Source organism: Streptomyces sp. NPDC000880 (assembly GCF_053599675.1).
This window is the reverse complement of the sequence record NZ_JBSFMS010000027.1, coordinates 1-17,136: the sequence shown is the minus strand read 5'-3', so window position 1 is coordinate 17,136 and position 17,136 is coordinate 1. Positions and strand designations below refer to the sequence as shown.

The following is a 17,136-nucleotide window of genomic DNA, read 5'->3' as shown; positions in this document are numbered from 1 at the left end:
TCCGGGGCGACCCTCCAGGGCCGGTCCGGGCACAGCGCCGCGGCCGGGCGACGTCCACGTAACGTGTGCCCCACACCCGTGGAAAGCGAGGCAAGCACCGATGCCCGAGCAGAGCCCGCTCGATCTGGCCGAGGGCGATCCCTTCGGCCCGCACAACCTCCCGTACGGCGTCTTCACCACCGCCGACGAGCCCGACCGCCGGCGGCTCGGCGTCCGCATCGGCAACCACGTGCTCGACGCCGGAGCGGCGGCCCTCGTCCTCGGCTCCCCCTACGCCGCCCTGCTGGCCCGGCCGAACCTCAACCCGCTGCTTGCGGCGGGCCGCACCGCCTGGCGCGACGTGCGCCGCGCGCTCACCGCCTGGCTCACCGTGCCCGCCCACAGGCCGGACGTGGAGCCGCTGCTGCACCCGCTCGACTCGGTCACGCTGCACCTCCCGTACGACGTCGCCGACTATGTCGACTTCTACGCGAGCGAGCACCACGCCACCAATGTCGGCAAGATCTTCCGGCCGGACGGGGACTCGCTGACCTCCAACTGGAAGCACCTGCCCATCGGTTACCACGGCCGTTCCGGCACCGTCGTCGTCTCCGGCACGGACGTGGTGCGCCCGTCCGGCCAGCGCAAGGCGCCCGCCGACGCCGCCCCCGTCTTCGGCCCGTCGGTCAAGCTCGACATCGAGGCGGAGGTCGCCTTCCTCGTCGGCACTCCCTCCGAGCTGGGCAGGCCGGTGGCCCTCGGGGACTTCCGCGAGCATGTCTTCGGCGTCTCGCTGCTCAACGACTGGTCGGCGCGCGACATCCAGGCCTGGGAGTACGTCCCGCTCGGCCCGTTCCTCGGCAAGTCGTTCGCCACCTCCGTATCCGCCTGGGTGACCCCGCTGGAGGCCCTGGACGCGGCGAGGTCCGCCCCGCCCGCCCGCGACTTCGATCTGCTCCCCTACCTCGACGACTCCGCCGAGGACGAGCCGGGCGGCTTCGACCTGCGTATCACGGTGGCGGTCAACGGCCATGTGATCGCCGAGCCGCCGTTCGCCACCATGTACTGGACGGCCGCCCAGCAGCTGGCCCATATGACGGTCAACGGCGCCTCGCTGCGTACGGGCGATCTCTACGGTTCCGGAACGGTCAGCGGCCCCGAGGTCCACCAGCGCGGCTCACTTCTGGAGCTCACCTGGAACGGCCGGGACCCGCTCGAGCTCCCGGAGGGCAAGCGGACGTTCCTGGAGGACGGCGACGTGGTGACGATGACGGCCTGGGCGCCGGGTCCGGACGGGGTACGCGTCGGCCTCGGCGAAGTGACGGGCCGGATCGCACCGTCGGTGTGACCCGATGGCGGGCTGCGTGGACGGCGCACTCGGCCGGCCCCGGGCACGGCCGGGCCCAGCGGCCCTGAGGCGTGTAGGTCCGCATCGCGGCCGTACGCGCCCTGGTCTCGGTCGAAGCACTCGACGCCGTTGCCCGCGCCACCGCCGACCCGGCCCGCGAGGTCCGCGTCACGGTGGCGCGCAGCCTGGCGGACCCGGGGGTCCTGGAGCCCCTGCTCCAGGACCCGGACCTCCTCGTCCGCGCGGCGGCGCTGGCCGCACTCGGCTCGACCGCCTGCCCCGCCCCGTACGACGCCACCGCCGTCATCGCGCTGGCCGACGCGTCCTGGCAGGTCCGCGCAGGTGCGGCCACCGCCCTGGGCGCGGCCGATCCCGAATTCGCCGTGCCCGCCCTGGCCAAGGCACTCGGCGACGCCAACGCCGATGTCCGCGCACAGGCCGTCCTCGCTCTTCTGCGGCACTCGGATCGCGAGGACGCAGGCGCCGCGCTCACCACCGCGGTGACCGACCCGGACGCGGACGTGCGCGCGTACGCGGCACGGGCGGCGGCGACTACGGCCGGCTGAGTGGCGCAGCCCCGTCGCAGGATCGGCACAACGGTGAAGGGGCGAGAAGCGGTGTCCGCTTCTCGCCCCGTGCTGTCTCACATCAGCAGTCCGTCAGGCCTCAGTAGGAGAACTGCTGGAGCTGCTCGTTGTACGGACCGTAGGTCCAGCCGGTACGGGTGGCCGGATCCAGCTGGATGGAGTTCATCTGGCCGCCGCGCATCAGGCTTCCACCGTGCTGCTGAACCCTGAAACCGGTCAGTGTCCGCACTGGGGCGCCCGTGGCGAGGTCGATGAGCACCAGTTGGCTGGTGGCGTTGTTGTCCAGCACCAAACCCTGCTGCGAGCCGAAGTAGATCGTGCCCTCCGGCGCCGCGAACGACACCACCGCGAACCGGTTCTTGCCGTCCACCGCCAGCGCGCTGGGCGTGCCTCGCCGTACGGCGACGCCCTCACCGTTCTCGCCGGTGGCGATGGACAGCGAACCGAGGACGGCGGTGGGAGTGATCTTGGTGCTGATCGAGGTGGCCGACACGTTGTACAGGGTGCTGGACCCGTCCGACGCGAAGCCGTAGCTGCAGCCGGAGGTCGATCCGGCGCCGGTCACCTCTCGCGTGCTGAGGTTCACCCGGGCCACCTTGACGGCGCCCAGGCAGATGACGAGGGGAGCGCCCTTCGTCAGGTAGGCGTCACCGGTCGATGAGTCGATGTCCAGGAGGGTGTACGTCCCCTTGGCAACGCCCTCCGGATCGGCCGGGATCGGCTCTCCGACGGTGCCGTCCCCCAGTTCGACCGGGAGGACCAGGTCGCTCTTGTCCGCGACCGCGCGGAGCAGCAGGGCGCCGCGGGCCCGGGTGGCGTCCACCCGTCCCGCCACGAACGTGTAGTCCGCGGTGGGCAGGGTCTTCCGGCCGACCAAGGTGTCCGTGGCGGTATCCCAGGTCTCCACCTGCAGGTCACCGCCAGGCTCGGCCTGGTGGACCAGCAGGGCACGGTGCGCGGTCGGGGCCACGCCCAGCACCTCGTAGTCCGATCCCTCGCCGGAGTCCGAGGCCATGACCCCCCCGTAGACACCGGTGGCGGTGGAGTAGTGCCGGACCTCGGTGGACCCGGCGGTGGTGCGCAGGGCCACGACCGAGTCGTCGCCCGTCGCGGCAAAGGTCAGCACCGTGCTGCCGGCCGGGGCCGGTCCGTCGTCCACCTGGAGGGTGGAGACGGGCGACGCCTGGCCGACGACCCGGTGGTGGCTGTCGAGGGCCAGGATCCGTACCCCGTAGGCGGTGGAGGTGGACAGGCCCAGCTCCAAAGCGTTGAGCCGTACGGTGCCCGCGGTGGCGGACAGGGTGCGGTGCGCGGTGGAGGGGGAGTTCACACCGTCGTTGTCGAGCGTGGTCCCGTTGGCGTTGGTGAACGTGTTGCGCGAGTCGTCGAGCGTCGGCGCCGGTGCGGAGAACTCCACCTGGGCGTACTTCGCTCCCTTGATCCCCCGTACGTCGTACCGCAGGCCGAAGCCGGGCTTCGCGCGGGTGACCTCGGCGAAATGTCCCTGGACGTCGTTGGTGCCGGTGATGAGCGGTGCCGCCGGGCGCTGGGCCGCGGTGGAGCCGTCGACCCGGATCGGGGCGAACTCGCCGTACCTGGTGAACTGGGGGTTGCCGCCGAACCCCGACTGGGCGATGCCGATGCCGTAGATCCCGCCACCGCCGGAGAATGCCTCGGCGGGGATGGTGACGGTGCCGGTGGTGTCTGTCAGCTCTTGGTGCCAGGCGGCGCTGAACCGGGGCGCCAGGGCCGGGCTCCAGTGGCCGACGGTGGACACCACGAGCTGCGGGGCGTCGGTGCTGCTGACCCTGGACAGGTCGTACTTCACCGTGACCGGCAGTCCGTTCTTCACCACCGCGGGCGCCTGCGGAGCGGTGGCTTGTACGTAACGGCCGTCGGTGGGGCCGACTGTGAGGGTGCGCCGCACGGTGGCCTGCACCCGGTCGCCGACCAGAACCCGGTAGGTGACCGTGATGTCGCGGTCGCTGTCGGAGACGACCGGCAGGCCCGCCGCCTCCAGCAACTCGGTGGGTGTCACCCGGATCGCGGGGGCGCTGGAGCGCCACTGCTTCGAGCCCACGCCGAGCGTGTACCGGGGGTTTTCTCCCTTGGGGAGGCCGGTGACATCGCCGGCGAAGGTCACCGGGCCCACCAGGCCCATGCCGTTGCCGCCGGAGGCCATGTCGCCGAGGTCGATACGGTTCTGGTCGGTCGCCTCCACGAACCGGCCGCCGAGTCCGCCGACGGTGACGCGGTGCGCGACCGACAGCCGTACCGCGGTGGGCTTGCCGCTCTTGCGGCCGAGGACCTCCTCGGTGGCGGCGGTGACGTCGATCTGCTTGCCGACGTTCAGCTCCCGGTCGATCTGCGCCGGGGTGGAGACCTCACGGCCGGTCCGCTTCAGGACGTCCCGGACCTGCTGGGGGGTCAGCTCGTGCCCGGCCAGCTCAGCGGCGTGCAGCACCACCGCGGCGGCCGCCGCGATCATGGGCGCGGACGCCGACGTACCGCCGTTGAGAACCGGAGTCACGCCCTGCGCGGCCGCCCCCGCGGTGTGCTCGAAGGCGACGATGTTGTCGCTGGGCGCCGACAGGTCGATGCGGGTGCCGAACCCGGAGGAGAAGGTGCCGAAGCCGCTGATCCGGGTCTCGGCGGTGGTGGCGTCCCCGGTACGGGAGGCCAGCGTGTCGTCCAGGGTGGTGCCGCCGGCGGCTATCGCGCCGCTGTCGGGGACCTTCGACGGCGTCGTGGAGTACGCGACGTCGCCGATGCTCGTGGCGGCCTTGTTGTTCGGCGCGCTGTCGGTTGGCGTGCTGCCGCCGTCCGGGCCGACCGCGGCCGGGGTGTACAGCCGGGTGCCGTCGTTGGAGGAGATGGAGACCACGACGCCGTCGCGCTGGACTATGGAGGCCACGACGGACCGCAGGTACGGGTCGTCCTCCAGGTAGCGCCCGGGGAAGCCCTGGGCGTCGGTGCCGAAGCCGAGGCTGGCGGTGATGACGTCCGGCTTGGGCGACTGGTGCGCGGCCGCCAGCAGCGCGGTGGCTATCTGGTCGATCGTGGGCTGTTGCGGAACGACCAGCCGGTAGTCGGCTCCCGGAGCGATACCGAGCAGGTCGGTGTAGCCGCTTCCGACCCGGTCCGCCCGCTGCCGGTCGTGCGCCAGCGGCGACATCACGCTGAAGTCCAGCAGCACCTCGCCCAGGAGCGGGTCCTGGTTCTGGGTGGACGCGGAACCGCTCACACTCCCGTCGGGGGCCGCCACATAGGTGGGGATCAGCGGCATCGAGGGCAGGTCGAGGTAGCGCTGACCGTCTTTCAGCACGGTGGTGGGTCCGTAGTTCCGCACATAGCTGTCACCGGCGTCGGCCATCGACTGGTCGGTCAGGTCGCCGATGGACACGTTGGTGATGGTCTGGCCGGTGCCTGGCTGCTGCCCGTACCGGCCCTGCAGAATGTCGAAGGCGCCCGCCGCGTTGACCCCGCCGGCATTCAGGAAGGCCTGTGCGGAGTCGCTGAGGGCGTAATTCGCCGGTACCGCGTCGGAGGCTGCCAGGCCGGAATCGGCCGGGGCCTCACGGGCGTCGGGTGCCGCGGCGGGCGGGGCGGCCTTCGCGGACTTGATGACGGCCGAGGACAGCTTCTGCCCCCCGGTGCTCATGGTGTTCACGTACCGGTTCGGCTCGGCGTTCAGCACCCCGGCCGTGCCCTGGAGGCTGCGGGCGACGGCGGCGGAGTCCCGCTTCTTCGTCCGGACCACGTAGGTACGTGACAGGTCGGCGGCTTCGGTACCCAGCCGCTCGCGGGCCGTCGCGGTCATCGAGTCGGTGGCCGACTTCGACAGCGAGGGGAACAGCGGCTGCAGTGACGTGGCGCCCGCCGCGCCCAGTTTCTTGTCGAGCGCGGCGCTGTCGGTCTGCGGAGCACGGGCCTCGACCCGGCTGTTGGCCAGTGCACCACCGGTCACGGAGGTCTCGGAGTCGAGCGTGACCAGCACCTGGCCCGGCACGACACCCTCGCGCTGCTCGGGCAGTGACGTGTCCGGCGACTCGCTGCCCAGCGGCGTACTGGCGGCGAACTGCCCGGCACCGGGCGCGGAGCCGGCGGCCCCGGACGCGGGGGAACCTGACGGGGCGGCGGAGGCCGGTACCGCCACGACTGCGGCCGTGAAGGCCACGAGCGTGGCGGAAACGGCCCCCAACCGTCTGCCGGGAGGATGGGCACGCGACATGGAACACCTTTCCAGGGGAGCAATGGGTGCGGGAACACACTTCAGACGCACTGCCGCTCGCATCACCGCAGGGCAGCGCCCTCTTTGGGCGAAGATGTCAACTGCGGCGGATGAGGCGCAAGGTGGGAAAGGTGGCCGACTTCCGCCAGGTGGCGGGAAACAGCCACAGAACTGTCGGAGAGGGCATGGAATTTAACGTACTGGGACTTACGGAGGAAACAGAGCGGGTCTACGCGGCTCTGGTCGGTATGCCGCGGTGCACCGCCGCGGAACTCGCCGACGTGTGCGGCATATCAGCGCCCACAGTGGGGAGGCTGCTGTCCCGACTGGTCAAGGACGGCTTGGCGTCGCGTGCCGCCGGGCGTCCGCCGCGGTTCTCGGCCGCCGCCCCCGATGTAGCGGTCAGCGGGCTGATACAGGAACGGGAGCAGCAGCTCAACGAAGCGCGGGCGCTGATGCAGCAGTTGACCGAGACGCACCGGGAGGCGACCCGGATCAGCCATCCGGACATGGCCGTTGAGCTGTTGATGGACCGTGACGACATCAGCGCGGCGGTACTCCGGCTGACCTCCGGGGCCCGCCGCGAGGTGTGCGCATTCGACCGTCCCCCCTATGTCGACCGGCCGGGCAGCAATCTCGACGGCCAGCTCGAACGGCAACGGACCGGTGTGGTCCACCGGGTGATCTACGACCGCGAGGCGGTGTCCTGGCCCGGCAGGCTTCAGGGCGACATCGTGCCGAGCGTCCGGGCCGGCGAGCAGGCCCGGGTGCGGCCCGAGTTGCCGCTGAAGCTGGTGATCAGCGACAGCCGGGCCGCCATCATTCCGTTCAGCCTGGCGCCCGGCGGGCAGGCGGCCTACCTGATCCACGGTTCTCCCATGCTGGTGGCGCTGCAGTCGCTCTTCGAAGCCCAGTGGGAGCGTGCCGTCCCGCTGCTGGGGGCCGCCCGGCAGCCGGCCGGCAGACCGGCGGCGGACGCCCAGCAGCCGGGGCAGCCCGACGGCGAAACCCGGGCCCTGCTGGCCCTGCTGGCCTCGGGGCTCACGGACGCGGCCATAGCCCGGACACAGGGCTGGAGCGCGCGGACCACCCAGCGGCGCATCCAGCGGCTGATGAACGAACTCGGCGCGTCCACCCGCTTCCAGGCCAGCCTCGCGGCGGCCCGGCGGGGCTGGCTGTGAGCCCTGCACGCGCTGACCGGCACCCCGTCACCCGGCAGCCCGGAGAGGACGAGTCGGGACGCGGCCTTCTCCCTGTCGACCCGTTCGCCGACCGCTGGGGCTGTGACCGCGAGGTTCACGGGTTGCGCGGCCTTGGGCCGCGCGTGTCCTCAAGCGCCGGACGGGCTGGGTTTTCCATCCTGTCCGGCGTTTGAGAACGAACCGTTCGTCGGACGGACCGGCCAGCGTTTCCGGCCACGGCACTGGGGCGTCACCCCCGGGCGGCGCCCCTGCAAAACCGTATGGGCCGTGTTTGATCTCGCACCCCTGACCGACCCGGACCTGCGCTCCCCCGGGCATGGAAAAGCGCTCGCCGCGATGTCGTCCAACTCGTGGACACCACGGCGAGCGCTCAAGCGGTCAGCGGACGAAGACTCCCGCCTGGCTCGCCAGGTCCAGGAAGTACTGCGGCGCCACACCCAGCACCAGCGTCACCGCGACACCCACGCCGATCGTCGTCATCGTCAACGGCGACGGCACGGCGACCGTGGGGCCCTCCGCCTTCGGCTCGCTGAAGAACATCAGCACGATGACCCGGATGTAGAAGAACGCGGCGATCGCCGACGAGATCACACCGACCACGACCAGCGCGCCCGCGCCGCCCTCCGCCGCCGCCTTGAAGACCGCGAACTTCCCGGAGAAGCCCGACGTCAGCGGAATGCCCGCAAAGGCCAGCAGGAACACCGCGAAGACCGCCGCCACCAGCGGCGAACGCCGCCCGAGCCCCGCCCACTTGGACAGATGCGTCGCCTCGCCACCCGCGTCCCGCACCAGCGTGACCACCGCGAACGCGCCGATCGTCACAAAGGAGTACGCGGCAAGGTAGAAGAGGACGGACGAGATGCCGTCGGGCGTCGTCGCGATGACACCGGCCAGGATGAATCCGGCGTGCGCGATCGAGGAGTACGCAAGGAGCCGCTTGATGTCGGTCTGCGTGATCGCGACGATCGCGCCGCCCAGCATGGTGACGATCGCGACCGCCCACATGACCGGCCGCCAGTCCCAGCGCAGCCCCGGCAGCACGACGTACAGCAGGCGCAGCAGCGCGCCGAACGCGGCCACCTTCGTCGCCGCCGCCATGAAGCCAGTGACCGGAGTCGGCGCCCCCTGGTAGACGTCCGGCGTCCACATGTGGAACGGCACCGCGCCGACCTTGAACAGCAGTCCCATAAGGATCATCGCGCCACCGATCAGCAGCAACGCGTCGTTCCCCATGGTGTCGGCGAGCGCCGGGTCGATGGTGCGCACGCTGCCGTCGACGACGTCCGCGATCCTCGCGTACGACACCGAGCCCGCGTACCCGTACAGCAGGGCGATCCCGAACAGCAGGAACGCCGACGAGAAGGCTCCCAGCAGGAAGTACTTCACGGCCGCCTCCTGCGACATCAGCCGCTTGCGGCGGGCGACGGCGCACAGGAGGTAGAGCGGGAGCGAGAAGACTTCCAGCGCGATGAACAGCGTCAGCAGATCGTTGGCGGCCGGGAAGATCAGCATGCCGGTGACCGCGAAGAGCACCAGCGGGAAGACCTCGGTGGTGGTGAACCCGGCCTTGACCGCGGCCTTTTCGCTGTCGCTGCCGGGTACGGACGCGGCCTGCGCGGCGAACGAGTCGACGTGTTTGCCGTGCACCTGAGGGTCGAGGCGGCGCTCGGCGAAGGTGAAGACCGCGACCAGCGAGGCCAGCAGGATGGTGCCCTGCAGGAAGAGCGCCGGGCCGTCGACCGCGATCGCGCCCATCGCCGCGATCTTCGCCTTGGTGGTGCCGTATCCGCCGGCCGCGAGAGCGACGACCGCCGCGAAGGCGGCCACGAGGGCGACGACGGTCAGGAACACCTGGACGTGGTAACGGACCTTGCGCGGAACGAATGCTTCCACGAGCACACCCACGATGGCGGCGCCGACGACGATCAGCGCCGGTGCCAGCTGGGCGTACTCGACAGTCGGAGCCGGGATCTTGTCGATCGGCTCGACTGCCGTTGTCCACAGGCTGTGGACAGCTGTAGCGCTCACTTGGCCGCCTCCACCTCGGGCTGGGGGTCCTTCTTCTGTACGTCGGACATCGTGTGCTCCACCGCCGGGTTGACGATGTCTGTCAGCGGCTTCGGGAAGACGCCGAGGAAGAGCAGCAGCGCGATCAGCGGGGCGACCACGGCCAGCTCACGGACCTTGAGGTCCGGCATCTTCGACACCTCGGCCTTCACCGGGCCCGTCATCGTCCGCTGGTAAAGGACGAGGGTGTAGAGCGCGGCGAGCACAATGCCGAAGGTGGCGATGATCCCGGCCACCGGATAGCGCGCGTATGTGCCGACCAGAACCAGGAATTCGCTCACGAAGGGCGCGAGACCCGGCAGCGAGAGCGTGGCCAGACCGCCGATCAGGAAGGTGCCGGCGAGTACCGGGGCGACCTTCTGTACCCCGCCGTAGTCCGCGATGAGCCGCGAGCCGCGCCGGGAGATCAGGAACCCGGCCACCAGCATCAGCGCGGCCGTCGAGATCCCGTGGTTGATCATGTAGAGCGTCGCGCCCGACTGCCCCTGGGACGTCATCGCGAAGATGCCCAGGATGATGAAGCCGAAGTGCGAGATCGAGGCGTACGCGACAAGGCGCTTGATATCGCGCTGGCCGACCGCGAGCAGCGCCCCGTAGACGATGCTGATCAGTGCGAGCACCAGGATCACGGGCGTGGCCCACTTGGAGGCCTCCGGGAAGAGCTGGAGGCAGAAGCGCAGCATCGCGAACGTGCCGACCTTGTCGACGACCGCGGTGATCAGCACGGCGACCGGCGCGGTCGCCTCACCCATGGCGTTGGGCAGCCAGGTGTGCAGCGGCCACAGCGGCGCCTTCACCGCAAAGGCGAAGAAGAAGCCGAGGAACAGCAGCCGCTCGGTGTTGGTCGCCATGTCGAGCGTCCCGGACGCGCGTGCCGCGGCGATCTCGTTGAGCGAGAAGCTGCCCGCGACGACATAGAGCCCGATGACCGCGGCCAGCATGATCAGGCCGCCGACCAGGTTGTAGAGCAGGAACTTCACGGCCGCGTACGAGCGTTGGGCCGCGGCGTTCTCGTCGCTGCCCGCGTGGGCACGGTCCCCGAAGCCGCCGATGAGGAAGTACATCGGGATGAGCATGGCTTCGAACAGGATGTAGAAGAGGAAGACGTCGGTGGCCTCGAAGGAGAGGATCACCATCGCCTCGACGGCCAGGATCAGGGCGAAGAAGCCCTGAGTCGGCCGCCACCGATAGTTCTTCGTTTCCTTAGGGGTGTCCCCGCCGGAGGCAGGGGAAGGGTCGGCGTCGTGCCAGCCCGCCAGGATCACGAACGGGATCAGCAGCGCGGTCAGCGCCAGCAGCGCCACCCCGATGCCGTCCACGCCCAGTTCGTACCGGACGCCGAAGTCCTTGATCCACGCGTGCGACTCGGTCAGCTGATAGCGGTCGCCGCCGGGCTCGAACCGTACGAGCACAACCGCGGCCAGCACCAGCGTGCCGAGCGAGACCAGCAGCGCCAGCCACTTGGCGGCGGTGCGCCGCGCGGCCGGGACGGCGGCGGTGGCGATCGCGCCGACCGCCGGGAGCGCCGCCGTCACTGTAAGGAGAGGGAACGACATAACAGTTACACCGCCCTCATCAGCAGGGTCGCGGCGATCAGCACCGCCGTACCTCCGAACATCGAGACCGCATAGGTGCGGGCGTAGCCGTTCTGCAGCTTGCGCAGCCGGCCGGAGAGCCCGCCGAACGAGGCGGCCGTGCCGTTGACCACGCCGTCGACCAGGGTGTGGTCGACGTAGACCAGGGAGCGGGTGAGGTGCTCGCCGCCGCGGACCAGGACCACATGGTTGAAGTCGTCCTGGAGGAGATCGCGGCGGGCGGCCCGGGTGAGCAGACTCCCTCGCGGGGCGACCGCGGGAACCGGGCGCCGTCCGTACTGGGCGTAGGCGATGCCCACGCCGATGAGGAGAGCAACGACCGTTGCCGAGGTCACCGCCGTCGCGCTGATGGGCGGGTGCCCGTGCTCGAAGTCCGTGACGGGCTTCAGCCAGTTCACGAACGCGTCATTCAGGCTGAACAGGCCTCCGGCGAAGACGGACCCGAAGGCAAGGATCACCATGGGGATGGTCATCGACCTCGGCGACTCGTGCGGATGCGGCTCGTTGCCCTCCGCGTCGGGCTGCCAGCGCTTCTCGCCGAAGAACGTCAGCAGCATCACGCGCGTCATGTAGAACGCGGTGATCGCGGCGCCCAGCAGTGCCGTACCGCCGAGGATCCAGCCCTCCGTCCCGCCCTTGGCGAAGGCCGCCTCGATGATCTTGTCCTTGGAGAAGAAGCCGGACAGACCGGGGAAGCCGATGATCGCCAGATAGCCGAGACCGAAGGTGACGAAGGTGATCGGCATGTACTTCCGCAGGCCGCCGTACCTGCGCATGTCGACCTCGTCGTTCATGCCGTGCATCACGGAGCCCGCGCCGAGGAACAGCCCGGCCTTGAAGAAGCCGTGTGTCACCAGGTGCATGATCGCGAAGGCGTATCCGATCGGGCCGAGGCCGGCCGCGAGGATCATGTAGCCGATCTGCGACATCGTCGAACCGGCCAGCGCCTTCTTGATGTCGTCCTTCGCGCAACCGACGATGGCACCGAAGATCAGCGTCACCGCGCCGACGACCGTGACCGCCAATTGCGCGTCCGGGGCCGCGTTGAAGATCTCCCCGGAGCGGGTGATGAGGTAGACGCCCGCGGTCACCATGGTCGCCGCGTGGATCAGGGCCGAGACCGGAGTCGGGCCCTCCATCGCGTCCCCGAGCCAGGACTGCAGCGGCACCTGTGCGGACTTGCCGCACGCCGCGAGCAGCAGCAACAGCCCGATGGCTGTCAGCTTGCCCTCGCTCGCCTCACCGGTCGCCTCCAGCACAGGCCCGAAGGCGAATGTCCCGAAGGTGGTGAACATCAGCATGATCGCGATCGACAGACCCATGTCGCCGACGCGGTTGACCAGGAAGGCTTTCTTCGCCGCCGTCGCCGCGCTGGGCTTGTGCTGCCAGAAGCCGATCAGCAGGTACGAGGCGAGGCCGACGCCCTCCCAGCCGACGTACAGCAGGAGGTAGTTGTCCGCGAGGACCAGCAGCAGCATCGCGGCGAGGAAGAGGTTCAGATAGCCGAAGAATCGGCGGCGGCGCTCGTCGTGCTCCATGTACCCGATCGAGTACACATGGATAAGCGAGCCGACGCCCGTGATCAGCAGGACGAACGTCATCGAGAGCTGGTCGAGCTGGAAGGCCACGTCAGCCTGGAAGCCCTCGACGGGAATCCAGCTGTACAGCCTCTGGTACATGGCGCGTTCCTCCGCGCCCTTGCCCAGCATGTCCACGAACAGCACCGCGCCGACCACGAAGGACGCGGCCGCGAACAGCGTGCCGATCCAGTGGCCGCTGCGGTCGAGCCGCCGCCCCCCGCACAGCAGGACCGCCGCTCCGAGCAAAGGCGCCGCGACGAGCAGCGCAATCAGGTTCTCTGTGTTAGTCACGGTCCAGCGACCCCTTACAGCTTCATCAGGCTGGCGTCGTCGACCGAGGCCGAGTGGCGGGAACGGAACAGCGACACGATGATCGCGAGCCCGACCACGACTTCAGCGGCGGCGACGACCATCGTGAAGAACGCGATGATCTGGCCGTCGAGATTGCCGTGCATCCGGGAGAAGGCGACGAACGCGAGGTTGCAGGCGTTGAGCATCAGCTCGATGCACATGAAGAGCACGATGGCGTTCCGCCTGATCAGCACCCCGGCCGCGCCGATGGTGAACAACAGCGCCGCGAGATACAGATAGTTGACGGGATTCACTTCGTGACCTCCTCGTCGTGCGAGTCGTGCGAGTCGTGCGAGTCGTGTCGGGCATGCGACTCGTGCGACTCGGTCTCACGGCCGAGCCGCACCTCCGCGCGCTGCTCCAGCACCCGCAGGTCGTTCAGCGCCTCGCTCGACACATCGCGGATCTGGCCGCGCGCCCGCAGCGTCTTGTTGACGGTGAGCTCGGACGGCGTGCCGTCCGGCAGCAGACCAGAGATGTTTACGGCGTTGTGCCGGGCGTAGACACCGGGCGCGGGCAGCGGCGGAAGTTGCTTGCCTTCCCGTACGCGCTGCTCGGCCAGCTCGCGCTGGGTCTTGGCCCGCTCGGTGCGCTCCCGGTGGGTGAGCACCATCGCGCCGACGGCCGCCGTGATCAGCAGCGCGCTGGTGATCTCGAAGGCGAAGACGTACTTGCTGAAGAGGAGTTGGGCCAGGCCCTCGACATTGCCACCGTGCGCGGTGTTGGCCGCGCCCAGGCCGTTGAACGTCTTCAGCGAGGCATGGCCGATGCCGGCGATCAGCAGCATGCCGAAGCCCAGACCGCAGGCCGCGGCCAGCCAGCGCTGCCCCTTCAGCGTCTCCTTGAGCGAGTCGGCGGCGGTGACGCCGACCAGCATGACGACGAAGAGGAACAGCATCATGATCGCACCGGTGTAGACGATGATCTGGACGACACCGAGGAAATACGCGCCGTTGGCGAGGTAGAAGACCGCCAGGATGATCATGGTCCCGGCGAGGCAGAGCGCACTGTGCACGGCCCGCCGCATCAGGATCGTGCCGAGCGCCCCGGCTACGGCGATGGTGCCGAGCACCCAGAACTGGATGGCCTCGCCCACGGAAGTGGTGGAGGCTGCGAGGGTGTTCATACGTCCACCTCCTCGCCCTTCTCGCCCTTGGAGACGGCGACCTGCTGGACCGTTCCGGGAGCGGCCTCGCTGACCAGCCCCCGGTAGTAGTCCTGCTCGTCCATGCCCGGGAAGATCGAGTGCGGGGAGTCGACCATGCCCTCCTCGAGACCGGCGAGCAGCTGCTCCTTCGTATAGATGAGGCTCTCGCGGGAGCTGTCGGCCAGCTCGAAGTCGTTCGTCATGGTCAGCGCCCGCGTCGGACAGGCCTCGATGCACAGCCCGCACAGAATGCAGCGGGCGTAGTTGATCTGGTAGACCCGGCCGTACCGCTCCCCCGGGGAGTAGCGCTCCTCCTCGGTGTTGTCCGCGCCCTCCACATAGATCGCGTCCGCCGGACAGGCCCACGCGCACAGCTCGCACCCGATGCACTTCTCGAGCCCGTCCGGATGACGGTTGAGCTGGTGCCGGCCGTGGAAGCGCGGCGCCGTGACCTTCTGCTGCTCCGGGTACTGCTCGGTCAGCCGCTTCTTGAACATGGCCTTGAAGGTCACGCCGAAGCCGGCGACCGGATTTTGGAACTTGCCCTCGGATTCCTCAGACACCGTCAGCCTCCTTTCCGTCACTGGGACCGTCACTCGCTCCGGGGGTTCGGGTCTCGCCCCCGGAAATGTCGCTGGGTGCACCACTGACAATCAACTCGCGCTCACGGCGCGGCCGCCTGCGCGGCACGGGGGGCAACTCCTGCCCCGGCAGCGGCGGTACGGGGAATCCGCCCGCCATCGGGTCGAACGCCGCGGGCTTCGCCTCAGCGGCCTGGGCCTCCGCCTCCTTCTCCTTCTTGCCACGGAAGATGTCGGCGACGAAGGAGAGCAGCAGTACCGCGATGACAGCGCCACCGACGTACAGCACGATCTGCTGGAAGTCGTAGTTCGCGTTCCGCAGCGCCCGCACGGTCGCCACCAGCATCAGCCACACCACCGATACCGGGATCAGCACCTTCCAGCCGAGCTTCATCAGCTGGTCGTAGCGGACGCGGGGCAGCGTGCCGCGCAGCCAGATGAAGAAGAACAGCAGCAGCTGGACCTTGATGACGAACCAGAGCATCGGCCACCAGCCGTGGTTCGCGCCCTCCCAGAAGGTCGAGATGGGGTACGGGGCCCGCCAGCCGCCCAGGAAGAGGGTGGCCGAGACGGCGGAGACGGTGACCATGTTGACGTACTCGGCCAGCATGAACATCGCGAACTTGATCGAGCTGTACTCGGTGTTGAAGCCGCCGACCAGGTCGCCCTCGGACTCCGGCATGTCGAACGGAGCACGGTTGGTCTCGCCGACCATCGTGACGACGTAGATGATGAAGGAGACCGGCAGCAGAATGATGAACCAGCGGTCCGCCTGCGCCTCGACGATCGCCGAGGTCGACATCGACCCGGAGTAGAGGAAGACGGAGGCGAAGGCCGCGCCCATCGCGATCTCGTAGGAGATCATCTGCGCGCAGGACCTCAAACCGCCCAGCAGCGGATACGTCGATCCCGACGACCAGCCGGCCAGCACGATGCCGTAGATCCCGACCGAGGCGACCGCGAGGATGTAGAGCATCGCGATCGGCAGGTCGGTGAGCTGCATCGAGGTGCGGTGGCCGAAGATCGAGACCTCGTTGCCGGCCGGCCCGAAGGGGATCACGGCGATCGCCATGAAGGCCGGGATCGCGGCGATGATCGGCGCGAGGACATAGACGGCCTTGTCCGCGCGCTTGACGATCAAGTCTTCCTTCAGCATCAGCTTGATGCCGTCGGCGAGCGACTGGAGCATGCCCCAGGGGCCGTGCCGGTTGGGGCCGATGCGCAGCTGCATCCAGGCGACGACCTTGCGCTCCCACACAATGGAGAAGAGCACGGTGATCATCAGGAAGGCGAAGCAGAACACGGCCTTGATGGCGACGAGCCACCAGGGGTCGCGCCCGAACATCGAAAGATCCTCAGCCGCGAGCACGCTTCGCTGGGCCTCCGCGATATTTGCGAGGGTCGGGTTCACGCTCGCACCTCCGGTACGTCAGGGGTGGCGGCCTTTGCCGCCGCCGGGCCGATGCGGACCAGCTGCCCGGGGACGGCACCGGTGTCCGAAGTGACGCCGCCGCCGACCGAGTTCAGGGGGATCCACACCACGCGGTCGGGCATCGCGCTCACCTGGAGCGGGAACCTGACCGAGCCGGCGGGTCCGGTGACGGCCAGGACGTCGCCGTCCTTCACACCCGTCTCGGCCGCCGTCGCCGCGGAGAGCCGGGCGACCGCCGCGTGGCGGGTGCCCGCCAGCGCCTCGTCGCCCTGCTGGAGCAGGCCCTGGTCGAGCAGCAGCCGGTGGCCTGCGAGGACCGCCTCGCCCTCGCCCGGGCGGGGCAGGGACTGGGCGGACTCATTGGGCTCGGTGGCCCGCGGTCCCTGCCACGTGCCCAGCCGGTCCAGCTCGCCCCGTACGGACTTGAGGTCCGGCAGCCCGAAGCTGACGTCGAGCGCGTCCGCCAGCATGTGCAGCACCCGCGCATCGGTCGGCGCCAGGCGGCGCGTCATGTGCTCGGGCTTCAGCGCGGCCTCGAACAGCCTCGCCCTGCCCTCCCAGTTGAGGAACGTGCCCGGCTTCTCGGCGACGGCCGCGACCGGGAAGACCACGTCCGCCCGCTCGGTGACCTCGCTCGGCCGCAGCTCCAGGGAGACCAGGAAGCCGACCGCGTCGAGTGCCGCGCGTGCGCGCGACGGCTCGGGCAGGTCCGCGAGCTCGACGCCCGCCACCAGCAGCGCGCCCAGTTCGCCGGTGGCCGCGGCCTCGACGATCTGGCCGGTGTCGCGGCCGTAACGGTGCGGGAGTTCCCGTACGCGCCAGGCCGCCGCGGTCTCCTCGCGGGCCCGCGGGTCGGTGGCCGGGCGGCCGCCGGGCAGCAGCGAGGGGATCGCGCCCGCCTCGAGCGCGCCGCGCTCGCCCGCCCCGTCGCGGGTCTCGGTACGGCGTCGGGTGCCAAGGGGCGGTCGTCGGACGTGATGATGTTGCGGAGGGTGGTGACGGTGAGCTGCTCGATCGCCTGGATGTAACTGGCGAC

11 protein-coding genes and 1 pseudogene are annotated in these 17,136 nt (G+C 69.7%); 3 read left to right on the top strand and 9 right to left on the bottom strand.

What is annotated here, in order from left to right; translation table 11 throughout:
* Positions 1 to 100: 100 nt before the first annotated feature.
* Together fahA and ACWDO5_RS12025 are read left to right on the top strand one after the other, a co-directional pair.
* Positions 101 to 1,327 (top strand): fumarylacetoacetase, encoded by a 1,227-nt coding sequence (gene fahA / locus ACWDO5_RS12030; protein ID WP_450530192.1) that lies wholly within the window; start codon positions 101 to 103, stop codon positions 1,325 to 1,327.
* 77 nt (positions 1,328 to 1,404) lie between these two features.
* Positions 1,405 to 1,893, top strand: a pseudogene (locus ACWDO5_RS12025) (HEAT repeat domain-containing protein); the annotation flags it as partial.
* A 100-nt stretch (positions 1,894 to 1,993) separates the two neighbouring features.
* Here the strand turns inward: ACWDO5_RS12025 and ACWDO5_RS12020 are convergent.
* Positions 1,994 to 6,145, bottom strand: a complete 4,152-nt coding sequence (locus ACWDO5_RS12020) for a S8 family serine peptidase (RefSeq protein ID WP_450530191.1) — start codon at positions 6,143 to 6,145, stop codon at positions 1,994 to 1,996.
* A 131-nt stretch (positions 6,146 to 6,276) separates the two neighbouring features.
* Between ACWDO5_RS12020 and ACWDO5_RS12015 the strand changes: the two genes are divergently transcribed.
* Entirely contained in the window at positions 6,277 to 7,326 is a 1,050-nt protein-coding gene (locus ACWDO5_RS12015) for a helix-turn-helix domain-containing protein (protein WP_450530190.1), read from the top strand.
* Between the two features lie 399 nt (positions 7,327 to 7,725).
* Here ACWDO5_RS12015 and nuoN read toward each other — a convergent pair whose 3' ends face one another.
* From nuoN to ACWDO5_RS11975, 8 genes are all read right to left on the bottom strand, one after another.
* Positions 7,726 to 9,375: an NADH-quinone oxidoreductase subunit NuoN gene (gene nuoN, locus ACWDO5_RS12010; RefSeq protein WP_450530189.1), complete on the bottom strand. Its 1,650-nt coding sequence runs from the start codon at positions 9,373 to 9,375 to the stop codon at positions 7,726 to 7,728.
* Positions 9,372 to 10,970 carry an NADH-quinone oxidoreductase subunit M gene (locus ACWDO5_RS12005; RefSeq protein ID WP_450530188.1) on the bottom strand — a complete coding sequence of 533 codons (1,599 nt, stop codon included), beginning with the start codon at positions 10,968 to 10,970 and terminating at the stop codon, positions 9,372 to 9,374. Before ACWDO5_RS12005 ends, nuoN begins: the two co-directional genes overlap by 4 nt.
* Positions 10,971 to 10,975: 5 nt before the next feature.
* On the bottom strand, positions 10,976 to 12,880 hold the full coding sequence (gene nuoL, locus ACWDO5_RS12000) for an NADH-quinone oxidoreductase subunit L (RefSeq protein ID WP_450530187.1): 1,905 nt from the start codon (positions 12,878 to 12,880) through the stop codon (positions 10,976 to 10,978).
* A gap of 14 nt (positions 12,881 to 12,894) precedes the next feature.
* The gene (nuoK, locus tag ACWDO5_RS11995) at positions 12,895 to 13,194 is read right to left on the bottom strand and encodes an NADH-quinone oxidoreductase subunit NuoK (RefSeq protein ID WP_307661754.1); all 300 of its coding nucleotides are present in this window, start codon (positions 13,192 to 13,194) and stop codon (positions 12,895 to 12,897) included.
* Positions 13,191 to 14,066: an NADH-quinone oxidoreductase subunit J gene (locus ACWDO5_RS11990; RefSeq protein WP_450530186.1), complete on the bottom strand. Its 876-nt coding sequence runs from the start codon at positions 14,064 to 14,066 to the stop codon at positions 13,191 to 13,193. Before ACWDO5_RS11990 ends, nuoK begins: the two co-directional genes overlap by 4 nt.
* The gene (gene nuoI, locus ACWDO5_RS11985) at positions 14,063 to 14,656 is read right to left on the bottom strand and encodes an NADH-quinone oxidoreductase subunit NuoI (protein ID WP_450530232.1); all 594 of its coding nucleotides are present in this window, start codon (positions 14,654 to 14,656) and stop codon (positions 14,063 to 14,065) included. The genes ACWDO5_RS11990 and nuoI overlap by 4 nt, the downstream gene beginning before the upstream one ends.
* Positions 14,643 to 16,013 (bottom strand): NADH-quinone oxidoreductase subunit NuoH, encoded by a 1,371-nt coding sequence (gene nuoH, locus ACWDO5_RS11980; RefSeq protein ID WP_450530231.1) that lies wholly within the window; start codon positions 16,011 to 16,013, stop codon positions 14,643 to 14,645. The genes nuoI and nuoH overlap by 14 nt, the downstream gene beginning before the upstream one ends.
* A 62-nt stretch (positions 16,014 to 16,075) precedes the next feature.
* A partial coding sequence (locus ACWDO5_RS11975; RefSeq protein ID WP_450530185.1) for a molybdopterin-dependent oxidoreductase occupies positions 16,076 to 17,136 on the bottom strand: 1,061 nt, incomplete at its 5' end.

Bases quoted from the DNA above. Each gene is read 5' to 3' on its own strand.
- fahA (WP_450530192.1), top strand. From the start codon at position 101: ATGCCCGAGCAGAGCCCGCTCGATCTGGCCGAGGGCGATCCCTTCGGC.
- ACWDO5_RS12020 (WP_450530191.1), bottom strand. From the start codon at position 6,145: ATGTCGCGTGCCCATCCTCCCGGCAGACGGTTGGGGGCCGTTTCCGCC.
- ACWDO5_RS12005 (WP_450530188.1), bottom strand. From the start codon at position 10,970: ATGTCGTTCCCTCTCCTTACAGTGACGGCGGCGCTCCCGGCGGTCGGC.
- ACWDO5_RS11990 (WP_450530186.1), bottom strand. From the start codon at position 14,066: ATGAACACCCTCGCAGCCTCCACCACTTCCGTGGGCGAGGCCATCCAG.
- nuoH (WP_450530231.1), bottom strand. From the start codon at position 16,013: ATGTTCGGGCGCGACCCCTGGTGGCTCGTCGCCATCAAGGCCGTGTTC.